Annotated in this window: 13 protein-coding genes; 9 read left to right on the forward strand and 4 right to left on the reverse strand. The window is 65.7% G+C overall.

Annotation, left to right across the window (positions count from 1 at the left end):
* Nucleotides 1-110 precede the first annotated feature (110 nt).
* The 9 genes from AC1AYR_RS06400 to AC1AYR_RS06440 all read left to right on the forward strand — a co-directional run bounded on the left by AC1AYR_RS06400 (nt 111) and on the right by AC1AYR_RS06440 (nt 18,008).
* Nucleotides 111-1,067, forward strand: a complete 957-nt coding sequence (locus AC1AYR_RS06400) for a hypothetical protein (protein WP_476511986.1) — start codon at nt 111-113, stop codon at nt 1,065-1,067.
* Between the two features lie 1,529 nt (nt 1,068-2,596).
* Nucleotides 2,597-3,682, forward strand: coding sequence for a GNAT family N-acetyltransferase (locus AC1AYR_RS06405; RefSeq protein WP_476511987.1), 1,086 nt, complete (start codon nt 2,597-2,599; stop codon nt 3,680-3,682).
* Between the two features lie 479 nt (nt 3,683-4,161).
* Nucleotides 4,162-4,476, forward strand: coding sequence for a DUF2469 domain-containing protein (locus AC1AYR_RS06410; protein WP_476511988.1), 315 nt, complete (start codon nt 4,162-4,164; stop codon nt 4,474-4,476).
* A gap of 379 nt (nt 4,477-4,855) precedes the next feature.
* The gene (locus tag AC1AYR_RS06415) at nt 4,856-6,460 is read left to right on the forward strand and encodes an NAD(P)/FAD-dependent oxidoreductase (RefSeq protein WP_476511989.1); all 1,605 of its coding nucleotides are present in this window, start codon (nt 4,856-4,858) and stop codon (nt 6,458-6,460) included.
* Nucleotides 6,461-6,770: 310 nt separating this feature from the next.
* Complete coding sequence (gene rho / locus AC1AYR_RS06420) at nt 6,771-8,927, forward strand: transcription termination factor Rho (RefSeq protein ID WP_476511990.1); 2,157 nt, start codon at nt 6,771-6,773, stop codon at nt 8,925-8,927.
* A 678-nt stretch (nt 8,928-9,605) separates the two neighbouring features.
* Nucleotides 9,606-13,712: a SpaA isopeptide-forming pilin-related protein gene (locus tag AC1AYR_RS06425; protein WP_476511991.1), complete on the forward strand. Its 4,107-nt coding sequence runs from the start codon at nt 9,606-9,608 to the stop codon at nt 13,710-13,712.
* 249 nt (nt 13,713-13,961) lie between these two features.
* Complete coding sequence (locus tag AC1AYR_RS06430) at nt 13,962-15,689, forward strand: SpaA isopeptide-forming pilin-related protein (protein WP_476511992.1); 1,728 nt, start codon at nt 13,962-13,964, stop codon at nt 15,687-15,689.
* A gap of 249 nt (nt 15,690-15,938) precedes the next feature.
* Nucleotides 15,939-16,466 (forward strand): HTH domain-containing protein, encoded by a 528-nt coding sequence (locus AC1AYR_RS06435; protein ID WP_476511993.1) that lies wholly within the window; start codon nt 15,939-15,941, stop codon nt 16,464-16,466.
* Nucleotides 16,467-16,724: 258 nt separating this feature from the next.
* Complete coding sequence (locus AC1AYR_RS06440) at nt 16,725-18,008, forward strand: ABC transporter substrate-binding protein (protein WP_476511994.1); 1,284 nt, start codon at nt 16,725-16,727, stop codon at nt 18,006-18,008.
* A gap of 144 nt (nt 18,009-18,152) precedes the next feature.
* On the opposite strand, the gene AC1AYR_RS06445 is transcribed toward AC1AYR_RS06440, so the two are convergent.
* The 4 genes from AC1AYR_RS06445 to AC1AYR_RS06460 all read right to left on the reverse strand — a co-directional run bounded on the left by AC1AYR_RS06445 (nt 18,153) and on the right by AC1AYR_RS06460 (nt 24,262).
* Nucleotides 18,153-19,079: a glutamate cyclase domain-containing protein gene (locus AC1AYR_RS06445; protein WP_476511995.1), complete on the reverse strand. Its 927-nt coding sequence runs from the start codon at nt 19,077-19,079 to the stop codon at nt 18,153-18,155.
* 31 nt (nt 19,080-19,110) lie between these two features.
* Nucleotides 19,111-21,018 (reverse strand): acetyl/propionyl/methylcrotonyl-CoA carboxylase subunit alpha, encoded by a 1,908-nt coding sequence (locus AC1AYR_RS06450; protein WP_476511996.1) that lies wholly within the window; start codon nt 21,016-21,018, stop codon nt 19,111-19,113.
* A 131-nt stretch (nt 21,019-21,149) separates the two neighbouring features.
* Nucleotides 21,150-23,483 (reverse strand): 5-oxoprolinase subunit B/C family protein, encoded by a 2,334-nt coding sequence (locus AC1AYR_RS06455; RefSeq protein WP_476511997.1) that lies wholly within the window; start codon nt 23,481-23,483, stop codon nt 21,150-21,152.
* Between the two features lie 8 nt (nt 23,484-23,491).
* Complete coding sequence (locus AC1AYR_RS06460; protein ID WP_476511998.1) at nt 23,492-24,262, reverse strand: LamB/YcsF family protein; 771 nt, start codon at nt 24,260-24,262, stop codon at nt 23,492-23,494.
* Between the last annotated feature and the right edge of the window lie 39 nt (nt 24,263-24,301).

Raw genomic sequence — 24,301 nt, forward strand, 5'->3', positions numbered from 1 at the left:
CCAAGGAAAAGGCAATTGCTGCGCAACCTAGCGGACTCCGGGAATAGGGTACTGACCACATCACCCAGAATCGGTTGTGCGGCGGAGATCGCTACACATATCGTTGGAGCATGAGACGCCACAAGGAAGTCGCGGCACTGATCGAGACCGCGCAAGCCGAACGCCGATGCGTGTTCGGCCATACATCGGCCCAGCGGCAGGCTTTGGCACGACGTGTCCACGCGAAGGAACTGCATCGCGTCGCTCCCAATATGTATGCCGATGTGTTGTATTGGGAAGCGCTTGATCCGCCTGAGCGGACGTTGCACCTCGCCCGTGCGCTGCACTCCAGACACGGCAATTGGCGGTTCGGCGGCATTACGGCGGCTGCGGCGCATGGGTTTGAACACCAGTGGCGCCTTCACGATGGCACGGTCACCGTCGTCACCGATACGAAAAGCACCGTCATGGGAGGCGACCGGCATGTAAGGCGGTTGAGATCTCCGTCGGGGCGGTGCATCATGGTCAACGGCATTCCGGTGACGGATGGCGCGAGAACCGTCGTCGATTGCGGATCGCTGTTGGGATTCCGCGACGCTCTTCCCATCGTCGATTCGGCGTTGTCGAAAGGATTGTCGGTCGATGACATTCTGACGGCATGCGGAGGGACGCGGAAAAGCCAGATTCCCGTATTCCAGCTGTTGCGATATGCGAATCCGCTGAGTGAGAACGGCGGTGAGTCGTTTGCTCGTGCCACCATCATCGAACAGCGGTTCATGGTTCCGGAGATCCAGGTGGCGTTCGCGGATCCCGCGACCGGACGGTCGTACCGGGTTGATTTCGTATGGCGTTTATCCGACGGTCGCGTCATCGTCGGGGAGTTCGACGGCACCGAGAAGTATGTGAATCCCGCTATGACGAACCGTAGGAGCATCCAGGGTGTGGTGACGGCGGAACGCGAACGCGAAGGCGCGTTGCAGCGAGCAGGCGTCACGACTGTCATTCGGTTCACATTCGATGATGTGGCTCGGCGGGTTCCTCTTATCGACAAGTTGTCGGCTGCCGGGGTCCCTCGTATGGGTGGATGAGGCCGTGCCTGAATGGTGCGCGAATCCCAGTCGGGCGGGGTCTTTCGCATGGGTGGATGAGACAGGAGTGGGCGCCGCTCCGCTGATGCGTGCAGGGAGCATGCCGTTTTGGCGAAACGGTTGGGTCGTGCTGTGCCCGTTTCGTTTCGCTGGGTGATGCCCGCGGAACGACTGGGATATGCCGGTGCCCAGCTTGTTCCGCGGATCGGCTTGTTCGCGAGGCAGACGGGGCATGTCGTGTCCAACTTGTTTCGCTAGATAGGGCCCGTGGAATGGTTGGGCCATGTTGTGCCCGGTTTGTTTCGCGGGGAGGGCTGTTAGCGAAACGGATGGGTCGTGTCGTGCCCGTTTCGTTTCGCTGGGTGGTGCCCGCGAAACAGCTGGGTTATGCTGTGCCCAGCTTGTTTCGCTAGGTGGTGCCTGCGGAACGACTGGGTTATGTTGTGCCCGGTTTGTTTCGCTGGCCGGTCTGTTTGTGAAATGGTTGGGCCATGTTGTGCCCGGTTTGTTTCGTGGGATGGTGGTGCGGTTCAAAGTGGGGTCGGGGCGGAATTGGCTATGCGAGGGATAGACGACACGGCCGGGGCGTGCTGTGCTCGGTTTATTTCGCGGGGTGGCATTGGCGAAACGGACGGGTCAATTGGTGCCCAACTTGTTTCGCTGGTCGGCTTGTCTGCGGGGCAGACTGGCCATGTCGTGCCCGTTTCGTTTCGCTGGGCGGTGCCCGCGGAACGACTGGGATATGCCGTGTCCGTTTTGTTTCGCGGGGAGGAGTGTTAGCGAAACGGATGGGTTGTGTCATGCCAGGTTTGTTTCGCAGAGTGGTGTTGGTGGTGCGGATTGGCTAGGTGTTGCTCGGTTTGTCCGTGGAGAGGTTGGGGTACGTTGTGCCCGGTTTGTTTCGCGGGGATGGGGAGGAACCAGGTGAGGTCCGGTGGGGTTGCGCGGTCAGGGCTGGGCGAGGGCGTGTGAGGAGCGTGTGGCTGGGCACGGGCATGGGTGAGGGACGAGTGGCTAGGGTTGTGTGGCTGGGGGTGGCTGGGCGAGGGTTGGGTGCGGGATGGTGTGGGCGGCATGGATCGGTTGGATGGTGTCTGGTTTGTTTCGCTGGGCGGCTTGCTTGCGGAGTGGATTGGTCATGTTGTGTCCAGCTTGTTTCGCTGGGTGGTGTGGGCGGAGCGGTGGGGTTATGCTGTGTCTGGTTTGTTTCGCTGGGCGGCTTGTCCGTGGAGTGGTTGGGTCAGTTGATGTCTGGTTTGTTTCGCTGGGGTGGGGGGTAACCAAGCGGGGGAGGGAAAGGGACGGCACAGGATGGCGTGGGTTGGTATGGCTGGGTGGGGGATGGCGCGTGGATTGCCGGCGGCCGGCTGGTGTACGGGTGCGGGGCCGGGAAAGGGATGTGCGGCTGGAGCGGTCAGAGGGTTTTCAGGGTTTATGCAGACGAGTAGGATAAGTTCGTCAATGATTGGCTTCAACGAGGCGATGCCGATCAGGCGATTCGATACGAATGCGAGGGATTGGACAAGGAAATGACTGAGCACACGGAAGCATCGGCGGCCGAGCCGCGGCGAGACCTGCCGGAGCGCATCGTGATTCCACCCATCCGCGGCGAGATGGTGCATCTGCGCCCCGCCACCGTGGAGGACCTGCCCAAGCTCGATGAGCTGGAGGCCTTCAGCGGCGCCACCAAGATCACCGGCAAGGATGCGGCCGCGGAACGCGCCGTCGTCCACGCGTGGGTCCGTCGTTCCGTCGCCTGGACGCAGGGGCAAGCACCCACCGAATCCGGCGTAGGCGACCCGGAATCCCGTCGCACCATGGCATGGGCGCTGCTCACCGACGCCGACCATGACGCCGATCATGAGGTCGACGCCGCTTCCACGGGCAACGTCATCGGCATGATCTTCCTCATCGACATCGACGGATGGTCGCGGTCCGCCCGCATTCAGGTCATCCTCGGCAAGGACTACCGCGGCCGCGGTTATTCGCGTGACGCGATGCCGCGCGTCATGACCTACGGCTTCGCGCCTGAACCGGCCGGCCTCGGCATGCATCGCATCTGGGTGGCCGTGCCCGAGCAGAACTCGCGATCCGTGTCCGTCTACCAGTCGCTCGGATTCGAGCCGTCCGGCACTTCGCGCGACGCGCTGTGGGATCCGGCGAGCGGCAAGTATCAGGATCTCATCGTCATGGACACGCTCGTCGACGAATATGATCCGATCCGCTCGCTCGACGCGTTCGGCATGCACGTCATCGAGGATAATCCCGGTGTGAAGGAGGCGTTGAGTGCGCGTGAGCACTCGATCGCCATCCAGCAGCGCGTCGCGACTCAGGGCGCGGACGGAGACCGTCGCGCCGGTGACGTGTCGCGCGCCGGCGACGCGGCATCCAGCGCGGCATCGGCACCGAGCCGTGAGAACGCGCATCACATGACGCCCGACGAGGCGCGCGAGCGGCTCGGACTGCCGCCGAAGCAGGCGGAGGCGGCCGGCTCGCACATCGGCGACGCCGACGAGGAAAGCAACTGGCCGTACGGTCAGAACGAACGCAAGACGTCCAAGGAAGCGTGGTGGCGCACGCTCGGCCGCGGGCGCAAACGCGAAACGGACAAGTGACGCGGCGGTGTGCGTCGCGCCGCAGTGCGCGACGTGTGCCGCGCGTAAGGGCCGGGGTGTCGCTACAGTCGGTAGCTGACAACACATGACGGACGAGACGGGGCCGCACCTGCGACGGAATGTCGCGGTGCGGTCCGTCGTTTGCATGACGCGATACGCGCGGAGCATCGCGGATTGCCGTGATACGCCGCGATATTCGCGGGATACTGCGATATGTTGCGTCGTGTCGCAGGCATGCGCCATGTTGCGGGGTGCTGCGTGGACTATCGCGGTGCGTTGTGGGATTCGCGATATCCGTGGGATATTATGGGGCACTGCGATATGTTGCGACGTGTGGCGGAGTGCTGCTGACACTGTGCTGTGCTGCGACGCGTTGCGGTGTGCGGCAGGATACCGTGGAACGTCGCGGAACGCGCGACGGTGACGCCCTGGCCGCGACGGAGTGCCGCCGACCGAAGAACGAAGGACAAGCGATAGATATGAGTGCCGAGGATCTCGACAACTACGAAACCGGTGCCGAACTGGCGCTGTACAAGGAATACCGCGACGTGATCAAGCTGTTCACCTACGTGGTGGAGACGGAACGCCGTTTCTATCTGGCGAACAAGGTGGACTTCAACGTGCGGTCCGCGGGCCAGGACGTGTACTTCGACGTGCAGCTCACCGACGCGTGGGTGTGGGACGTGTACCGTCCGAGCAGGTTCGTGAAGAACGTGCGCATCGTGACGTTCAAGGACGTCAACGTGGAGGAAGTGCAGAAAACGGATATCGATATTCCCGACGACATCCACTGACACGTGGGATATCGCGTGGGCCGCGGGGATATCGTGTGAGACGCGGACACCGTGGGGAGCCTCGCCCGGCCTCTCGGAGAGGGGACGTAAGGTATCACGGCTGCTGCGGAACGCTGACGGCCTTTCGGAGATCGTGAGACGCGGACACCGTGGGGAGTCCCGCCGGTATCTCTGGGGATCGTGAGATGTCGTGCGGCCGCTGCGGAACGCTGCTGGCCTCTCGCGCATCGGACGGTGCCCCCGGGGACGTTCCTGTGATGCCCAGCGTCGTATGGGAGCGCGCACAAGTTGGGGCATATGTGAGGAAATACACAAGTGTGGCGTGCGGTTCCGGGCACTCCGGTAGGATATGCGTGATTTTTGTTATAAGGAGATGAACGTGACCGACAAGCAATCCGTGGTGATCATCGGCGGCGGCCCGGCGGGTCTGACCGCGGCATGGGAGCTCATCAAGGACGGCGGCGCCGACAAGTACGACGTCACCGTGCTGGAGGAGACCCGCGAATTCGGCGGTATCTCGCGCACCGTGAAGCATAACGGCAACCGCATGGACATCGGCGGCCACCGTTTCTTCTCGAAGGACGACCGCATCATGGACTGGTGGAAGGAGACCCTGCCGCTGCAGGGCGCGCCCTCCTATGACGACAAGAAGCTCGGCCGCGAGCACGACATGGAGCCGGGCGGCCCCGATCCCGAGGTCGAAGACAAGGTGATGCTCAAGCGTCACCGCGTTTCCCGCATCTACTGGAACCGTCACTTCTTCGACTACCCGATCTCGCTGAGCCCCAACACGCTCAAGGCGATGGGCTTCAAGCTGACGATGGTCGCCGGCTTCTCCTACCTGAAGTCCATGGTGCACAAGCTGCCTGAGGACAATCTGGAGAACTTCTACATCAACCGCTTCGGCCGCAAGCTGTACTCGATGTTCTTCGAGGGCTACACGGAGAAGCTGTGGGGCCGTCACCCCTCCCAGATCTCCGCCGATTGGGGTGCGCAGCGCGTCAAGGGCCTGTCCATCATGGGCGTGCTCAAGAACGCGTTCCAGAAGCTGCTGCCCAAGAAGCGTTCCAACGCCGAAGTGGAGACCTCCCTCATCGAGGAGTTCTGGTACCCGAAGTACGGTCCCGGCCAGCTGTGGGAGACCGTCGAGCAGAACTGCGAGAACGCGGGCGTCAAGGTCGTCACCGACGCGAAGGTCGTCGAGGTCCGTCAGGACGGCGGCCATATCACGTCCGTCGTGACCGAGGACTCCGAAGGCAACCGCAAGGAGCTCACTGCCGACCAGTTCATCTCCTCGATGCCGGTCAAGGACCTCGTCAACGCGATCGATGCCGGCCGCGAATCCGTCGACGGCACGCACGCGCCCGCCGACATGGTCGAGGTCGCCAACGGCCTGCCGTACCGCGACTTCGTGACCGTCGGTCTGCTCGTCAAGCACCTGCGCCTCAAGAACACCACCGACATCCCCACGCTCGGCACCCCGCAGATCGTGCCGGACTGCTGGATCTACGTGCAGGACCCGGGCTACAAGGTCGGCCGTCTCCAGATCTTCAACAACTGGAGCCCGTACCTCGTCAAGGACGTCGACAACACCGTGTGGATCGGCCTCGAATACTTCTGCGAGGAGGGCGACGCCTTCTGGAACATGAGCGAGGAGGAGGCCACCAAGTTCGCGATCGCCGAGCTCACCCGCATGCACGTCATCAACGGTCCCGCCGACGTGCTCGACTCGCATCGCGAACGCGTCAAGAAGGCGTACCCCGCCTACTTCGACACCTACTCGCGCATGGACGAGCTCGTCGAATACCTCGACGGTTTCGGCAACCTCTACTGCGTCGGCCGCAACGGCCAGCACCGCTACAACAACATGGACCACTCCATGGCCACCGCCATCGAGGCCGTCGGCAACATCAAGTCCGGCAAGACCTCGAAGAAGAACGTGTGGTCCGTCAACACGGACAAGTCCTACCACGAGCAGAAGTGAGATGACGCAGCGTCCTCGTCGTCGCCACTCGGTCGACGCATCATCGCGCGTCTTCCCTCGGTGCGACTAGAGGCCGCACACGTCATCACGTTTCCGTTACGCGGCAGCAGCCGGTGAGACGCGTCTTACCGAAGCCCCCTCAATGCGAGGGGGCTTTTGCGTTGGTCGGCTCGACGTTGTAAAGTGAGTGCAGTTCGCGGGCATTGCATTGCGGCGAACGTTTCGTAGCGGCCAAGGCCGCAATCACATTTCAGGCAAATGCCGGTGCGCCATGTCGTGTCGGTGTGTGCTGTGGAAAGGTAAGAACACCGTGGCCAATAGCCAGAATCTTGAGGATATGAAGCTGCCGGAGCTCAAGGAGCTCGCCAAGCAGATGGGTCTGCGCGGCACGTCCACCATGCGCAAGCCGGAGCTGCTTGCCACGCTTCAGGCGGCGCGTTCCGGCGGTGCCGCGCCCGAAGGCGTCACCGTGCGTGCGCCGAAGAAGACCACGAAGACGGCCAAGAGCCGTACCGCCAAGACCGTGAAGAACGAGGATGCGCCTGCCCAGGACGACATCCAGTCGGTCGCGCAGGATGCGCCCGCCGTCACCGCGGACGATGCGTCGAAGAACGATCAATCCGCCCAGTCGGCCGTGCAGGATGCGCCCGCCGTCGCCGACAACGTCGAATCCTCCTCTGTGTCGCTCGCCGGCATCGAATTCCCCGACGTCGCGCCGAAGGCCCGTCGTGCGCGTAGGAACGACGAAGGCGAGGACCGTGCCGCCCGCCGTGACCGCAAGACCAATGCCGCGTCTGACACTCCGCTCATCGACACCGCGCACCTGCTCGACACGCTCGACCTCGGCAAGGCTACCGAGGATTCCGATCGTGCGCGCGGCCGCCGTCACACCATCGACGAGAACGGCGACGAGATCATCGTCGCGAACGTGCGCCGTCGCCGTCGTCCTTCCGAAGAGAAGGAGACGCAGGAGGAGGTCGTGCGCGACCTCGACGATATTCTCGCCACGCTGCCCTCGCAGGACAACGCGCAGCGCAACGCGGGCGACGACCGTCGTGACCGCGGCGATCGTGCGCGCGACCGTCGCGACGACCGCGGTGAGCGTCGCGACCGCGGCGACGCGCGCGACGATCACGCGGACCGTCGCGGACGTCGTCTGCGCGGTCGCAACCGCGACTTCGACGGACGTGACGACCGTCGCGACGACGAGCGTAATGTGCGCGATCTGCGGTTCGACGATCGCGGTGACCGCGGTGACCGTGCCGAGCGCGCGGAGCGTGCCGATCGCGGCGAGCGCGCGGGCCGCGGCGAGCAGAACGACCTCGTGCCGGTCGCCGGCATCGTCGACGTGCTCGACTCCTACGCATTCGTGCGCACGTCCGGCTATCTGCCGGGCCCGAACGACGTGTACGTTTCGATGGGACAGGTCAAGAAGTACGGTCTGCGCAAGGGCGACGCCGTGCATGGCGCCATCCGCGCGCCGCGCGAGGGCGACCGCCGCAACCAGCGTCAGAAGTTCGTGCCGCTGCAGTCCATCGATTCGATCAACGGCATGACCGTCGAGCAGGCGATGAGCCGTCCGCAGTTCAGCAAGCTCACGCCGCTGTACCCGCAGGAGCGCCTCAAGCAGGAGACCACGCCGAACAAGCTGACCGGCCGCATCATGGACATCGTCTCGCCGATCGGCAAGGGCCAGCGCGGCCTCATCGTCTCCCCGCCGAAGGCCGGCAAGACGATCACGCTGCAGAACATCGCCAACTCGATCACCGCAAACAACCCGGAAGTCCATCTGATGGTCGTGCTCGTGGACGAACGCCCCGAGGAAGTCACCGACATGGAGCGCACCGTGCAGGGCGAGGTCATCTCCTCGACCTTCGACCGCCCCGCTTCCGACCACACCACCGTCGCCGAGCTCGCCATCGAGCGTGCGAAGCGACTCGTGGAGCTCGGTCAGGACGTGGTCGTGCTGCTCGACTCGATGACCCGACTCGCGCGCGCCTACAACATCGCCGCGCCCGCCTCCGGCCGCATTCTGTCCGGCGGCGTCGACGCGCAGGCCCTGTACCCGCCGAAGAAGTTCTTCGGCGCGGCCCGCAACATCGAGAACGGCGGCTCGCTCACGATCATCGCCTCCGCGCTGGTCGAGACCGGCTCCAAGATGGACGAGGTGATCTTCGAGGAGTTCAAGGGCACCGGCAACATGGAGCTGCGCCTGTCGCGCGAGCTCGCCGACAAGCGACTCTTCCCGGCCATCGACATCAACGCGTCCGGCACCCGCCGCGAGGAGCTCATCACCGCGCCGCAGGAACTGCCGGTCGTGTACCGTCTGCGTCGACTGCTCGGCGGCATGGAGCCCGAGCAGGCATACCAGACGCTCGTGCCGCGCCTCAAGAAGACCGCCACGAACCGCGACTTCCTCGCCGCGATCGTGCAGCAGACCGGCGGCGGCTCGGTCAACGGCAACTGATCGGGATCGATCGGGGTTGATCGTGGTTGATCGGGGTTCGCACCCCGGTCCGCACGGCTCGGTTCGCGCCTGTCACGGTCCGCACCGCGGTCTGCACGGTTCCCTCCTTGGGTTGTTACGGTTTTCCGTGACGATCCAAGGAGGGAATCGTGTTTTTGGGGGAGAGAGTCGTGCCGCACGGGGAGGGAACCGGTCGGCCGGGGAGGGAACCGGTCGGCCGGGGAGGGAGTCGTGCCGGCCGGGGAGGGAGTCGTGTGGCACGGTTGGCACGGTTGGCACGGTTGGGTTGGTTGGGGCGCGGTCAATGGGGAATGCGACCACGTTGTGAACATTTTTCGCCATCCGGCGTGTCAATCAAGGGTGCCGCGGGGGGGGGGGGCATAGCGGCAACGTAGTGAATCCGGCGTAAATCGAGGGGGTTTCAGGCCTCAAAGGGGGTGTGCTGGTTGGGGAATACCGCCTGTACTCTTCGGTGGTGTGAGACAATCGTATGGACAGCAACGTTGATGTCACGGGGGTGTTTCGGAACGTCGTTCCGGGAATCCGACGAGGTCAAGGCCGATGAGGTCGGAGCCGTCCGTACGAGGTGGAATGAGAGGTGAAGTCTTGACACGCGCGAAGATTCAACAAGGGGGCTTTGGTTTCAAAGCGGTAGTTGCCATGCTGACGACATGCTGCATGATGGCGACGACTGCGGTGGCGGTGAACGTGGCACAGGCCGCGGATGCGGCCGGCGGCAATGATTCGTCGGTGGTCGCGCAGACGAGCGGCGGCGCGGGTGCTGCGGCCGTGAACGGTACGGACGGCACGGGCACCGCAGCCGGCACCTCGGCTGGTGCCGACGGCACGACGTCCGGTTCGGCCACGGACGGTTCCACTGCCGGCTCGGCGGATGGTACCGCGAACGACTCTGGTGACACCGCGACCGGCGATTCCGGTTCCGATGCTGCGGCCGGTGCGTCCGGCGATACGACCGGTTCCGGCGATGCCGCGAACGGTTCCGGCGACGCCGCAGCCAATGGCACTGCGAACGATTCCGACGCTGCAGCCAATGGTGCCGATGACTCGGCGGCCGCCGCGGCCGACGGTACGCTGAAGGACTGCAGTGCGGATCAGTACATCAGCGTCGTGGGCTGCCGCCGTCCGGTCAGCACGCAGGACAGCAGCATCTTCGACAGTCACGTGCTTAACGCGGACGATGGCGTGACCGATCCGAGCGGCCTGACCACCAACCTGTTCGACTACTGGTGGGATCAGGAGGACGCCTCCGACGCCCAATACGTGAAGACCGACGACGGCCAGTACCCGTATTGGTACGGCGGCATCAACAACGGCCATCAGCTGCATTTCAACCGCGTGGCCGGCAAGAATCCGGAGTACCCGTACAGCGACGCCTCCTACAAGCTGCACAATTACTGGGTGCGGGACAGGTCCATCAACGCCGGTCCGTTCCGCGCCGGCATGGTGTACAACACGCTGGAGAACGGATACCCGAAGCTCAAGCAGGACACCAGCGTGAACCACGACGTGACAGGCATCGCCAAGGACGAGTCGCTCGCCTACCTGTTCGACGCGTCCAAGCAGAACGGCAAGCGCAGGTACGGCAATGTGAGCGGCCTGTTCCAGTACAAGAATGGCTACTACACGTACGATAGCCAGAAGAACTTCGCCTCCTACGACAAGTCGACGAACTCGTTCAAGCTGTATGACGCCAAAGGCGTGAATACCGCCAATAAGACGGCTCCCGGCCAGTTCTTCCCGTTCAACTCCGCGAGCGACGTGTTCAAGACCACCACGCAGAACGGCCAGACCGTGCCGCAGACCGATGCGGACGGCAAACTGGTGATGGACACGAACGTCAAGGCGAACGACCCCAAGCTCAACCATTACCTCGGCCTGACCATGAGCAGCCGCTTCGTGCAGACGAACAACGGCCGCACCGTCGACAATTCCGCGCCGGTGACCTTCGACTTCGCCGGTGACGACGACGTGTGGCTGTTCATCGACGATGTGCTCGTGGGTGATCTGGGCGGCATCCACGACGCCTCCTCGATGAGCATCGACTTCTCCACCGGCAAGGTGACCACGGCCGTGCGCACGCCGCAGGGCCAGGTCATCGAAGCCTCCAAGAAGGAGACCACCCTGTACGACCAGTACGTCGCCGCAGGGAAGGACGGCACGACCAAGTGGAACGGCAGCACCTTCGCGGACGGCACCTACCACACGATGAAGTTCTTCTACATGGAGCGTGGCTGGCAGGATTCCGACCTGTCCCTGCAGTTCAACCTCGTCACCGCGCCGGAAAGCAGCATCGTCAAGGTGGATCAGGCCGGCAAGGCCGTGCCCGGCGCCGAATTCACGATGTACACCACCGACTCCACATACCGTGACACGAGGGCGGTCGTGGCCACAGGCACGACCGACGAGAACGGCGATCTGAACCTCGTCGACAGCACCAGCGGCGCGCCGGTGTTCATGGACGATCTCGTTGCCGAGTACAACACCGAACACTTCATCCTCAAGGAGACGAAGGTGCCGGACGGCTACCGGCAGTCGGGCGACATGCATCTCAAATACGAGAAGAACGCGGCAAGCGGTGGCGGCACGGGTAACGATTCCGGCGTGCTCGTCTCCGATCCACGCACCTCGGATCCGAATGGCAACGTATGGGACACCGGTTCGCTGGCCATGGCCCAGGTGCAGGTGAGCGCCCCCGACGCCGACGATATGTACTACACGGAGAACGGCAAACAGCAGCATCTGTCCTCCGACAAGGTGAAGAACGGCACGCTGTTCGCCGTGGTGTTCCAGAAGGGCAACGACGGCAAGTGGCGCGGCATCTACGGCGACCAGCTTGACGGCTGGACCGTCACCGATCCCGAGAACGAGGGCGGCAACGACGACATGACCGCCGTGATGCAGGCGTTCCATGGCAGTCCGAACGTGTTCCGCCTCTCGTCGAACGGCACCTATGACGTGCTGCTCAGCGACTTGCCCGGCGATATCCGCGACTACTACTACTGGAACGGTGACGGGAAGGCGGCCAAGTATTCGGTGGGCTACTACTGGTCCTCCGAATCCGATCCGGACAAGGTGAGCGCGAGCAACACGCATCTGCTGGCTGATACCGGCACCGCCGCGTTCGTGCGTACCTTCGGCGTGAAGCTGTACGTGACGAACATCCGCAACGCCGTGTCCGTGCAGAAGACCGACCCGGACGGCAAGCCGCTCAATGGCGCCGAGTTCTCGCTGTACAAGGTGACCGGCACCGACGGCTGCGACACGTCCACCACCGCGAAGGTGAAGGAGACCTGCGGCCAGGCGGTCGACAAGCTCACCACCGCGAACAACACGAAGGGCGTCACCAACGGCGCGGGCATCACGGTGCCGAAGTTCAACGGCTCCGGCACGTTCCCGAACACTGACGGCGTGAATCTGAGCACCGGCAGCGAGTACGTGATCGTGGAGACGAAGGCACCGAAGGGCTACGAGATCAACGACAAGCCCGTCAAGGTGGTCATCAACGAGTACGGCGTATTCGTCGACGCCGGCACGAAGGATGACGGCGTGACCGTGGCGCGTGGCGTGGGCAACCTCATCAAGACCATGGCCCCGTACGGCAACAGCAAGTCCGTGGACGGCACGCTCACCTGGCTCAAGATGAAGGCCGGCCTGTACTCCGATCCGGCGAGCGAGGACTCCTCGGTCGCGTTCGGCGGCAGCACGGGCAAGAGCGTGCAGACCGCGAAGGTGGTCAATGGCGAGATCGTGCCGACCGGCGCGGCTTCCTCCAGCACCACGATCCGCGTGAAGTACGGCGATTCGCCCAACACGGTGCTTGAATACGATCCGCGTGAGGCTGGCGGCGACCTGGTGTACGTGACCGACACCGACTACCTCATGCCGACCACCACGCAGGATGATCCGGAAGGCACCGCGGGCGTGGGGCGCGTCGACCTGAGCCAGAAGGAACGTCTGAGCGCACTCGTCACCGGTTCGGTGATGGCGCGCATCGCCGATACGCCTACGCCGACGACCGCCACGGCCGCCGTGCGCAAGACCATCGGTGGCACGAACGCCGCATGGCCCGACGAGCTGTCGTTCAAGTTCCAGCTCGACACCGGCGACAAGACTGAGAAGACCGGCACCGCGCCGCTGCCGACCGGTGGCGCCGGCACCGCCGACCAGCCGGCCGACGCGTGCAAGACGACGTCCGGCACGTCTGGTGCGTCCGGTGCCACGGCCACGTCGTGCACGGTCACCGTGGCGAAGCCCGACGGTGACGCGCTGACGAACGCCGGCACACTCGGCACGTTCAGCTTCGACTGGGACTCCATCAAGAACGTCACCGTAGATAAGGCCGGGAACCGTACAGCCACCTTCAACTACACGTTGAAGGAGATCGGCACCGACGGCACTGCGGGCAGCGGTGGTTCCGCGCACGGACTCACCTACTCGAAGGGCGAGTACACGCTGGCCATCACCGTGACCTACACGCCCGGCACCGGCATGACGGCCACGACCGCGCTCACCCGCGTGAAGAAGGACACCGGCGGTTCGGCCGGACTCCTCGGCAAGGGCGAGAACGTCGACGCCGAGACCGCTGATCCGTTCAAGGGCGTGCATGTGGCCACGTTCACGAACCGGACCGCGACCTCCGTCCTGCCGCTCACCGGTGGTACGAGCGCCCTCCAGTGGCTGCTGATCGGCGGTATCGCGGCGATTGTCGCGGCCATGGCCTGGACGATCACCAACGAATACCGCAAGAGGAAGGGGCTCGCCTGACCGCCCCTCCGCCCCGCTGGCGGAGACCGGTCATTCTTCGGATGGCTGTTCCCCGCCCCCGCTGGCGGGGGCTGTCGGTACAGCCGACTGGGGGTGGTCGCCGACCGGTAAAGCCGGCATCACCTTCTCCGCCCCCGCTGGCGGGGGCTGTCATCCTTCGGATGACTGGGGGTGGTCCGGTGGCTCCGCCCACCCCCGTAACACATACGTATCTCGAATAAGGAAAAGAACCGAAGAAGGAGAATCATCATGACGATGAGGAAACTGTTCGCCGGTATCGTCGCCGCGGCGACGATGCTCGGAGGTCTCGCGCTCGGCGCGACCACCGCGAACGCGGCCGACACGACCGTGGCCGCGGACGCTAACGGTGTCGTGACGTCGGAGGCGACGTTCACGTTCACCGTGGATAGCGCCGACCAGTGGGCCGGTCGTGAGCTGCACTACTACAAGCTCGCCGACTACGTCCAGTACGATGCCGACACCACGGATACGACCGCTTCCGCGTACGGCGTGCAGACCGTGGCCGATCACAAGGACGCCATCTCGACGGCGCTGGGTTCGGCCAATATCACCGTGCCGGCCGGCAGCGATCCGATGGCGTACGCGATGGGTCTTGGGGCCGGTGGTCTCGACCTGTCCGCTGACAAGCCGTGGAACGCAGGCACGACCCGCATGTTCGCGGACGCGCTGAAGAACGCGGTCGCGGAGTCGCTGAAGACCGATGCCGCGTCCAAGGTGACGTTGAAGGACGTTGCCGGCGATGATCTCCAGAAGACCGTGACGCTGCCGGCCGGCGTGTACCTGTTCGTCGACACCGCCGCTTCGAGCGTGAAGGACGACACCACCAAGGCGGGCCCGCTGACCGCGCAGTCCGCGGCCATGGTCGTCTCCTCCGGCACGCTGAACAAGACCACCAAGACCATCACCGATCCGACGACCGGCGCTTCGGTGGCGCTCAAGAACCACGTCATCACCATCGACAAGTCCACCGACGACAAGGACGACACCGTCTCCACCGGCCAGACCGTGAACTACACGCTCACCACCCAGCTGCCCGTCACCACCGGCTTCACCAACTACACGTTCACGCTCACCGATACGCCGGGCGCCGGCCAAGACGTGAACAAGGACGTCAAGGTGACCGTCAACTCCGGTGCCAATGGTGCCGAAGAGAAGCTCACCGCCGGCACCGACTACGAGCTGACCTACACCGGCCTGACCGATGAGGAGAACGCGGCCACCGCCACGAAGTTCGCCGCCGGCACGAACGCGGACGGCACCGCCAAGTCGTTCACGATCAACTTCGCCAAGCTGCTCGCCAATACTGCGTACAACACGAAGCCCTACTACGGCAAGACCGTCACCGTGACCTACTCCGCCAAGGTGACCGCCGACACCGATCCGGTGACCAACGAGGTCACGGTGAACAACAACGGCACCGAGGCCAAGGACCACACCAACCTCACCCTCGGCAAGTTCTCCTTCACGAAGAAGGCCGCGGACGGCACCGCGCTCGCTGGCGCCGTGTTCTCGATCGAGGCCGACGACGATGACGCGACCGACGCCACCGTGCCCGTCACGCCGACGGCCGCTACCGCGACCGCCGACGCGAACGGCAAGGTCGAGTTCAAGGGACTGGCCGACGGCCGCTACCAGGTGAAGGAGACCCAGGTGCCGACCGGTTTCGCCAATTTCAAGGCCGAGTTCCAGGTCACCATCAAGGGCGGCAAGGCCGTGTACTTCGACGGCACCGACCTCTATGGCCTGGCCAAGGATTCCGCGGATAACCGTACCGGTGACAACGCCGGCAACGAGATTACCGATTACTCGGTGATCAACGTGCGCAACGTGACCGAGCTGCCGAAGACCGGTGCCGCGGGCATCGCCCTGTTCACCGTGCTCGGCCTGCTGCTCGCGGGCGCCGCGGCGACGATCGCCGTGAAGGCCCGCGCCGCGAAGAACGCGCTGCGCGCCTGACGGGCGCCGCGTGCCAACCACCCCCACCCGGCTACGCCGGGAGCCCCCGCCAGCGGGGGCGGGGTGGTGCCCATCCGGTTATGCCGGGAGTCCCCGCCCGCGGAGTCGGGTGGCACCCATCCGGTTATGCCGGGAGTCCCCGCCAGCGGGGACGAGGGGGAAGGCGACTACTACATGACCGCCTCGCCCGCCAGTGATGTGTGGGCGGGGTGGTCAACTCGTTGCTGAGACCATACCAAGGAGACGTCAATGACGACCCATCATTCGGGCGACCTGTTCACACCAGAGGAGGTGGCCTATCTCAGTACGCTGCCGGCGGTGCGCAACGTGGACTCGATGCGGATCACCTACACCACCGGATTCAAGATCGACTGTCTGCGACGGTACTTCGCCGGAGAATCACCCACCGCCATCTTCCGCAGAGCCGGACTTGATTCCACACTCATCGGCGCCAAGCGCATCGAACGCTGCTTCGCCCGCTGGAAGCGCAACGACGCGCTCGTCGAAGCGGCGCAACGCGGCGACGGCGCGGACGGCGACGGAGCCGGTGACGACCCGATCTCGCCGTTCAGCGAATTCGGCGCGCCCGTCGCGTCTCTCATGGAACGCGACTTCACCAAGAACAGCCTGAGCCTGTCCAAAGGCAAACGCTTCGATCTGCGCGACCTCATCATCTACCAGCAGTCCACGTACATCATCGAACTCCAGACGCGCATCACCCGCCTCGAAGAGGAGCTGCAGGCGGCCCGCGCGCAACGCGGCAGGAACGCTCAGTAGCGAGCCGGGAAAGGCCGGCATGTTACGGATGGGGGCGGCTCGTTTCGAGAGCATTACGGGCGAGCGCCCCGCGTTTCCGTGGGTTTTCGGGCGTCACCAGCCGGTTACACGGGAACAACGCCACCGAATCACGTACCTCGTACCGTCGGGAACCAAGATTCAAGCGAACGATTCACACGAATCGACAAGCGCGAATCCCGACATCACCAGTCGTCCGCATTCAGCACGACGGCGCATAGAGAGGAACGTGATGAGGTCATGAGGAAGAACACACATCAGGCGCGAAGCAGGATCATGGCGTTGACGGCGCTGGTCGCCGCCGCATCGATGGCGCTGGCCGGCTGCGGCTCCACCGGGTCGACCGGTGCGAGCGGCGATTCCAACTCCGGTTCGGGCGGCTCCGGGTCGTTCGTGGCGGCCGGCCTGTTCCCGATCACCGGCTCCTGGGCGTACATCGGACCGTCCAACGTGGCGACGTTGAAGCTCGCCGTCAACGACATCAACGCGGCCGGCGGTGTGCTCGGCAAGGACGCGACCGCGGTCACCGCCGACACGTCCGACGCCGACCACGCCGACCAGAACACGTCCGCCGCGCAATCCGTGCTCAGCAAGAACCCGTCCGCCGTGATCGGCCCGCCGTCCAGCTCCGTCGTCAAGAACAGCTACAAGCAGGTGACCGCGGCCGGCGTGCCGATGATTTCCAACGGCGCCACCTCCACCGCGTTCAGCGGACTCGACAAGATGTTCTTCCGCACGATTCCGCCGGACACCGTGCAGGGTGCCGTGCTCGGCCAGGTCATCGCCCAGGCGGGCGTGAAGAACCTCGCCATCACGGTGTTCAACGACGAGTACGGCACGTCGCTGCGTGATGTCGTCGTCAAAACCGTCGAGGACGCTGGCGTGAACGTCGTCTACGGCGCGAAGGACACCTTCGACCCGACCGAGACGAACTTCTCCTCGATCGCCACCGCCGTGAAGGCCTCCAACCCGGATGCGGTGCTCGTCATCGCGTTCGACCAGACCGTCTCGCTCGTCAAGGCGCTCAAGACCGCCGGCATCGACACGCACAAGCTGTACATGACCGACGGCAACACCGTCGACCATTCCGAAGACTTCGAATCCGGCATGATCGAAGGCACCGTCGGCACCATCCCCGGCGCGCATCCGACCGACGAGTTCCAGGCGCGCGTGAAGAAGATCGACCCGAAGGTCAAGGACTTCACCTACGCGGCCGAAACCTATGATGCGGTGATTCTCGCCGCGCTCGCCGCGCAGAAGGGCGGTGCGACCGACGGCAAGACCGTGGCCGAGAACCTGCCGGCCGTGTCCGGCGTGGGTGGCGGCGAGAAGTGCGACTCGTACCAGGCGTGCCTCGCCCTGCTCAAGGACGGCAAGGACATCCAGTACAAGGGCCAGGCGTCCATCGGACCGTTCAACGACGCGCATGACCCATCCACCGCCTCGATCGGCATCTACAAGTTCGGCGCCGACAACAAGCCGGTGTTCGACCACGCGCAGGAGGGCTCCGTGCCCAAGGCGTGACCCGGAACTCCCGGGCCGGTCGTCCGGTTCGGTGCCGGCATCGGGGTAGCCCGAAACGAAGTCGGGGAGAACGTGAACAGCACGTTCTCCCCGGCTTTTCCGTTGGCATGTTGGCCCCGAGGCCGGTCCGGTCGGCTCGGCTCTTCAGTGCGCGAGCGCGCTCAACGCGTCGATCTCGGCGTAGTAGCGTTCCGGTTCGAGACCGTCGACGGTGGCGACGTTCGTCATATGCACGCCGTCGAGGCCGCCATGCGCGACGATCGTCTCCAACGTCCCGCGATGCCAGTCCGCCTTGAGGTACGGGTCGATCTCCGGTTTGCCCATCGCGCGCATCGCGCAGACGAGCGCGTGCGCGCCCCAATTCGACGTGCCGGACACGATGAGTTCGTCCGTCGCCACACGGCATGCGATCGCCTCGCCATGGTCGACGACGCCTTCGATCGCATACTCCGCCACGCGTCCCATGCCGATCTCGTTGCCGCCGTCGCCCACGCCGATCGTGTGCAGCTGCAGTTGCGTGAGCCGGCTCAGCGGTGCCGTCCATTCGGTGATGTCGATGCCGCGCATGTTGCGCGGATGTCCGTCCGCCGCAGGTCCCACGCGTTCGATGTAGATGATCGTGTCGATGTCGTTCGCCTTCGCTAGGTCGATGACGCCGTTCATCCAACCGTCGAACCTGTCGCGCACCGGTGCGATGAGGATATGATCGTCCGGCAGCAGCGTGGCCGCGCTCGGTCGGATCACCGATTCGCAGCATTCGTCCGTGACGAGCCATGCGTCGCCGCCGATCGCGCGCAACGCCATGTACACCTCCAGCGCGCCCAGCGGGCCGTCGGTCTCGGCGGCCGGCACGGCGGCCTTCGGAATGTAGAAGCCGGTGACGACCAGTGCCTTGGCCGGTTTGCCGGTGACGAGGTGACGCGCCGCGCGGAACAGGTCGCCGCGCGAGAACGTCATCAGTGTCTCCGAGCCGCGGCCCACGTCACGGCCCGCGAGGTTCGCGATCCTCGCGATGCGCGGGTAGAAGCGCCAACTCGTAAGATTCGCGATCGACGATGCGTTGCTGTCCATGATGATTCCCCTTCCCTTGTGGTGTGTCTCCTCAGACGATTTCCCCGAGCACGTCGTCGAAGGCGACGTTGTCGCCGGGCTTGGCGCGCCGGCGCACGGTTCCGGCGACAGGCGCGTCGATCTCCGTCTCCATCTTCATCGCCTCGACCACGACCACCGGGTCTCCCGCGGCGACCGTCGCGCCGTCGTCGGCGAGCCAGCGGACCACCGTGCCGGTGATCGTCGAGACGATCGCGCCGGCGGGACGTGCGTCGGCGGCGGTCGTGTCCGCGGCGCTCGCGGCGCCCGCAACAAACCCGCCTGCGCCGACCGTCGCGCCCGCGATGCCGCCGGCGCCCGCGAGCGACGCCGCGAGCGTGGCGGGAAGGCCGAGCCGCATACGCCGGCCGTCCAGTTCGATCCACGCCGTGACCGGCCGCGGCGTCGCGCCGCGCGTGCCGGGAACGCCGCTCGCGAGCGCTGCGGTGTCCGTGCGCGGCAGGAGATCCTCCTCGATCCAGCGCGTGTAGACGCGGAACCGCGCGGGATCGGGGGCGGGTTCGGGGTCGGCGGTCGCGTCGTGCGTGGCGGTGGCGGTGGTGGCGCGCGCGGTGTCCGCGGGGCCGGCGGCGGGGATTGCGGTGAAATCGGGGTCGTCGAGGACCGTCTCGTCGAACGCCTTGACCGTCGGGACGCCGTCGATCGTGAGTTCGGCGAGGGCGCGACGGGCGCGCGTGAGGCACGCTTCGCGCGTCGGCGCCCACACGATGAGCTTCGCCAGCATCGAATCGAACTGGTCCGGCACGATCGAACCGGCGGCGACGCCCGTGTCGAACCGGATGCCGGGGCCGCTCGGCGCGCGCAGGCCGTCGATCGTGCCGGGGAACGGGACGAATCCGCGCGACGGGTCCTCCGCGTTGATGCGGAACTCGATCGCATGGCCGTGGGCGGGAACGTCGATAGTGCCGGTGGCGGCGGTTTCGGCGGCGTCGGTGACGCTGACATCGTTGGCGGTGCGTGCAGTGTTGATGACATCGGTGACGCTCGCGCCCTCGGCGATCGCGAACTGCGCGGCGACCAGGTCGACGCCGCTCGTCACCTCGGTGACCGGATGCTCGACCTGGATACGCGTATTCACCTCCATGAACGACATCGTGCCGTCCGGGTCGACGAGGAACTCGACCGTGCCGGCGCTCGTGTACCGCGCGCGCTCGCAGATCGCGACCGCCGCGCGCTTGAGCCGATTCTCGGTCTCCGGCGCGAGGAACGGGGCGGGCGCCTCCTCGATGAGCTTCTGATTGCGGCGCTGCAACGAACAGTCGCGCGTGCCGACGGCGACCACGCGGCCGGCGCGGTCGCCGAGCACCTGCACCTCCACGTGACGCGGGCGCGCGAGGAACCGTTCGATGAAGCAGTCGCCGTTGCCGAACGCGACCTCGGCCTCATGCGTGGCGGAGACGAACGCCTCCTCCACGTCCTTGAGCTCGTGGACGACCTTGAGGCCGCGCCCGCCGCCGCCATACACGGCTTTGATGGCGAGTGGCAGTCCGTGCTCGCGCGCGAACGCGACCACCTGCGCCGGGTCGTGCACCGGTTCCGTGGTGCCCGGGGCCATCGGCGCGCCCACGTCGGCGGCGATGCGACGCGCCTCCACCTTCGAGCCGAGCATGCGGATCGTCTCCGGGCTCGGGCCGATCCATGCGAGCCCCGCGTCGATGACCGCCTGTGCGAAATCCGCGTTCTCGGAAAGGAAGCCGTAGCCGGGGTGCACGGCGTCGGCGTGGGATTTCTTCGCGATGCCGACGATCTTGGCGATGTCGAGATACGTGGTCTTCGAGGTCGCGCCGTCGAGCGCGTAGGCCTCGTCGGCGAGATGGACGAACAGGGCGTCCGCGTCCGGGTCGGCGTAGACGGCGATGGCCGTGCGGCCCGTGTCATGGCAGGCGTGGATGATGCGCACCGCGATTTCGCCGCGGTTTGCGATGAGGACGCGGGTGAGGCGGTGGTGGGTTGAGGCGGGTGCCGGTGCTGAGGTCGGTGTGGCTGACGTGGCTGGGGTGGCTGACGTGGATGTGGGTTGGAACTGGGGCATTATGCCGTCCTTTCGTGGAGGGTGAAGCGGATTTGCGCGCCGGGCGGGAGCTGACCGGCGGTGGTGAGGGCCGCTGTGGTGAGTACGGCGATCACCGGGTAGCCGCCGGTCACCGGTTGATCGCGCAGGAAGATGAGCGGCAGCCCGTTGCCCGGCACCTCGATGCTGCCGGGAATCGTCGCCTCGCTGTTCAGCTCCGCGTGCGGGTCGCGGCGTTCGATGACGGGGGAGTAGGGTGTGACGGCCGGCGTGGCCGGCTCGGCCGATGCGGCCGGCGTGGCCGGTGTGGCCGATGCGGCTGGTGTGGCCGGTGTGCCGGCTGGCATGGAGTCTGGCGATGCGGAGGCTGCGGTTACCGCAGCGGCGAGACGGAGACCGACGCGGTTCGACTGGGCGGTGACGGTCCACGTGGTACCGAGGAACGTGGCGATGCCGGCTTCGGTGAACCAGTCGTCGCGCGGCCCGAGGGTGACGGCGAGTTCGGTGATATTCGTGGTGTTGGTGTTGGTGTTGGTGTTGGTGTTGGTGTTGGTGTTGGTGTTGGTGTTGGTGTTGGTTGCGGCGGCGCGCGGCAGGTCGTCCGGCCACGGCTGAGGGAGCCCGATGGTGAATGGTCGCCGTGCCGTGGCCCCTGCCGACGAGGGATTGATAGGGATGAGGTCGCCGGGGCGTAGCGGGGTGGGGCCGATGCCGCTCATCGTGTCGGTGGAGGCGGAATCGAGAATCGTGGGCACGGCGAATCCGCCGCGCACGGCGATGTAGTCGCGCAGGCCGGCTGTCGGCGCGCCGATGGCGACGGTCTCGCCGTCGCGCAGCAGGAACGCCTCCTGCCGGGTGATAGGGAAGGCGGGGTCCGGAGTGCGGGCGGCGTGCTTGCGACCACCCCCAACCGGCGTGCGCCGGGAGCCCCCGCCGGCGGGGGCGAAGAAGGGGGTGTTCGGATTGCGCGGGGCACTGCCGGTGGGGGCGGAAGGGGCTGAACCCGACTGATGTAGGGGGTTGCTGGCGGAGATGATGGTGACGGGGACCGGGGCGCCGGTGACCGCGATAGTGAGGTCGCCGTGAGCGGTGAACGATGCGTTGCCGCCGGTCAGTTCGATGACCGGGGTGCCGGCGGGATTGCCGACCAGCTCGTTTGCCAGGTGGAAGGCACGAGGGTCGGCCGCCCCCGAGCCGGTGACGCCCATCTCGGGCGCGCGGCGGCCCTCATCCTGGAACGTGGCGAGGATACCGGGGCTGACGGCCTCAAGGGCGGGGGCATCGGGCGTGGTGCCGGTGTCCTGCATGGTTGAACCGTCGGGCGTGGTGCCGGTAGCGTGCATGGTTGGGCCGTCGGGCGTGGTGCCGGTAGCGTGCATGGTTGGGCCGTCGGGCGTGGTGCCGGTGTCCTGCATGGTTGAACCGGTGTCCTGCATGGTTGAACCGGCAACGTGCATGGTTGGGGCTGTATTGTGTAGTCTTTCCGAGGCATTGTGTGGGGTGTCCTGCTGAAGAACGCCCTGCGCCGTGGCTTCGGCGCGTGCGGGTGTGAAGCGAACGGTGTCGCCGGGGCGGAGGAGCGCGGGCGGATTCATGGCATCGTTCCACATCGGAACGGAGGTCCTGCCGATGAGCTGCCAACCACCCGAACTGGCCCTTGGGTAGACGCCGGAGAACGTGCCGGCGAGCCCCACTGAGCCCGCAGGAACGGCCAAACGCGGCGCTTTTCGGCGCGGCACATCGAAGATCGGGTCGCCTCCCACGAGGTAGTCGAAGCCGGGGGCGAACCCGCCGAACGCGACCTTCCACGGTTGTCCGGCATGTCGTGCGACCACCTGTTCGGTGCTGATGTCGAGCAATTTGGCAACGTTCCCAAGATCCTCGCCGTCATACACGACCGGAATCTCCACGACCCGGGAATCACGGGTCTTCAGCACCTCACCGTGCAGGTTCGCGATTTTCGACTGCAGGATGCTCCGGAAATCCCGCACGTTCGTCTCCGAACCATGCACGTTCGCACGGAAACCATGCACATCCGTTCCCCAACCGTGCACGTTCGTCGCCGCGAGCAGCGGATCGAACGCGACGTATACCGTGCGCGCCGCCGGCAGCACCGTCGTCACTCCGTCGAAGGCCGCCGCGTCGATCGCCGCGTACAATTCCAGCGCCGCGTCCAGATCGGCGCATTCGACGATCATCGCCGATTCGCCGCATGGCAGGAACCGCAGCGGGCGCGAGGATGCTCCCGCGAGCATATCGTCGGCGCGGATGGGTGATGCGCCGTCGGAAGAAATGGTGGAAGAAGTGGTGGAGGTACTGCCGGGCGGGTTGCCGGAGATGGTGGCGCGAATCATGAGCATCCTCACGCTGCGAACGCTGCGAACGGACGGATCGCGACGCCGTCGGCGGTGAGTCGCGCGCGCACCGCCTTCGCGAGCGCGACGGCGGCCGGCGAGTCGCCGTGCACGCACACCGAGTCGGCGCGAATCGGCACGACTGTGCCGTCGATCGCCTCGACCACGCCGTCGGTCACCATGCGTGAGACGCGCGCGGCGACCGCATCCGGGTCGGCGATGACCGCGCCCGGCAGGCGGCGTGAGACGAGCGTGCCGTCGGGCGTGTACGCGCGGTCGGCGAACGCTTCGCGGAACACGCGCAGCCCGGCCGCCTCGGCCACGCGGCCTACCGCGGAGCCGGGCAGCGTGAGCAGGGCGAGTGCAGGGTCGATGGCGCGCATCGCTTCGACGACCGCCTTCGCCTGCGTTTCGTCGGCGACGATCCGGTTGTACAGCGCGCCGTGCGGCTTCACGTAGCGCACGCGTGTGCCCGCCGCCTTCGCCATGCCTTCCAGCGCGGCCAGTTGGTACATCACGTCCGCGGTGAGTTCGGCGGGCGCGACGTCGACGTAGCGGCGGCCGAACCCGGCGAGATCGCGGTAGGCGACGTGCGCGCCGACCGCGACGTCGTTCGCCGCCGCGTTCGCCAGCGTGCGGCGCATCACGCTCGGGTCGCCGGCGTGGAAGCCGCAGGCGATGTTTGCGCTGGAGACGACGGTGAGCAGCGCCTCGTCGTCGCCGAGCTTCCAGCGTCCGAAGCTTTCGCCCATGTCGCTGTTCAGATCGATGGTGGTCATGTTGGGTGTTCGTCCTTTCGAGATTGGTGTGATCCGCGT

This window comes from Bifidobacterium sp. LH_417 (assembly GCF_056357035.1).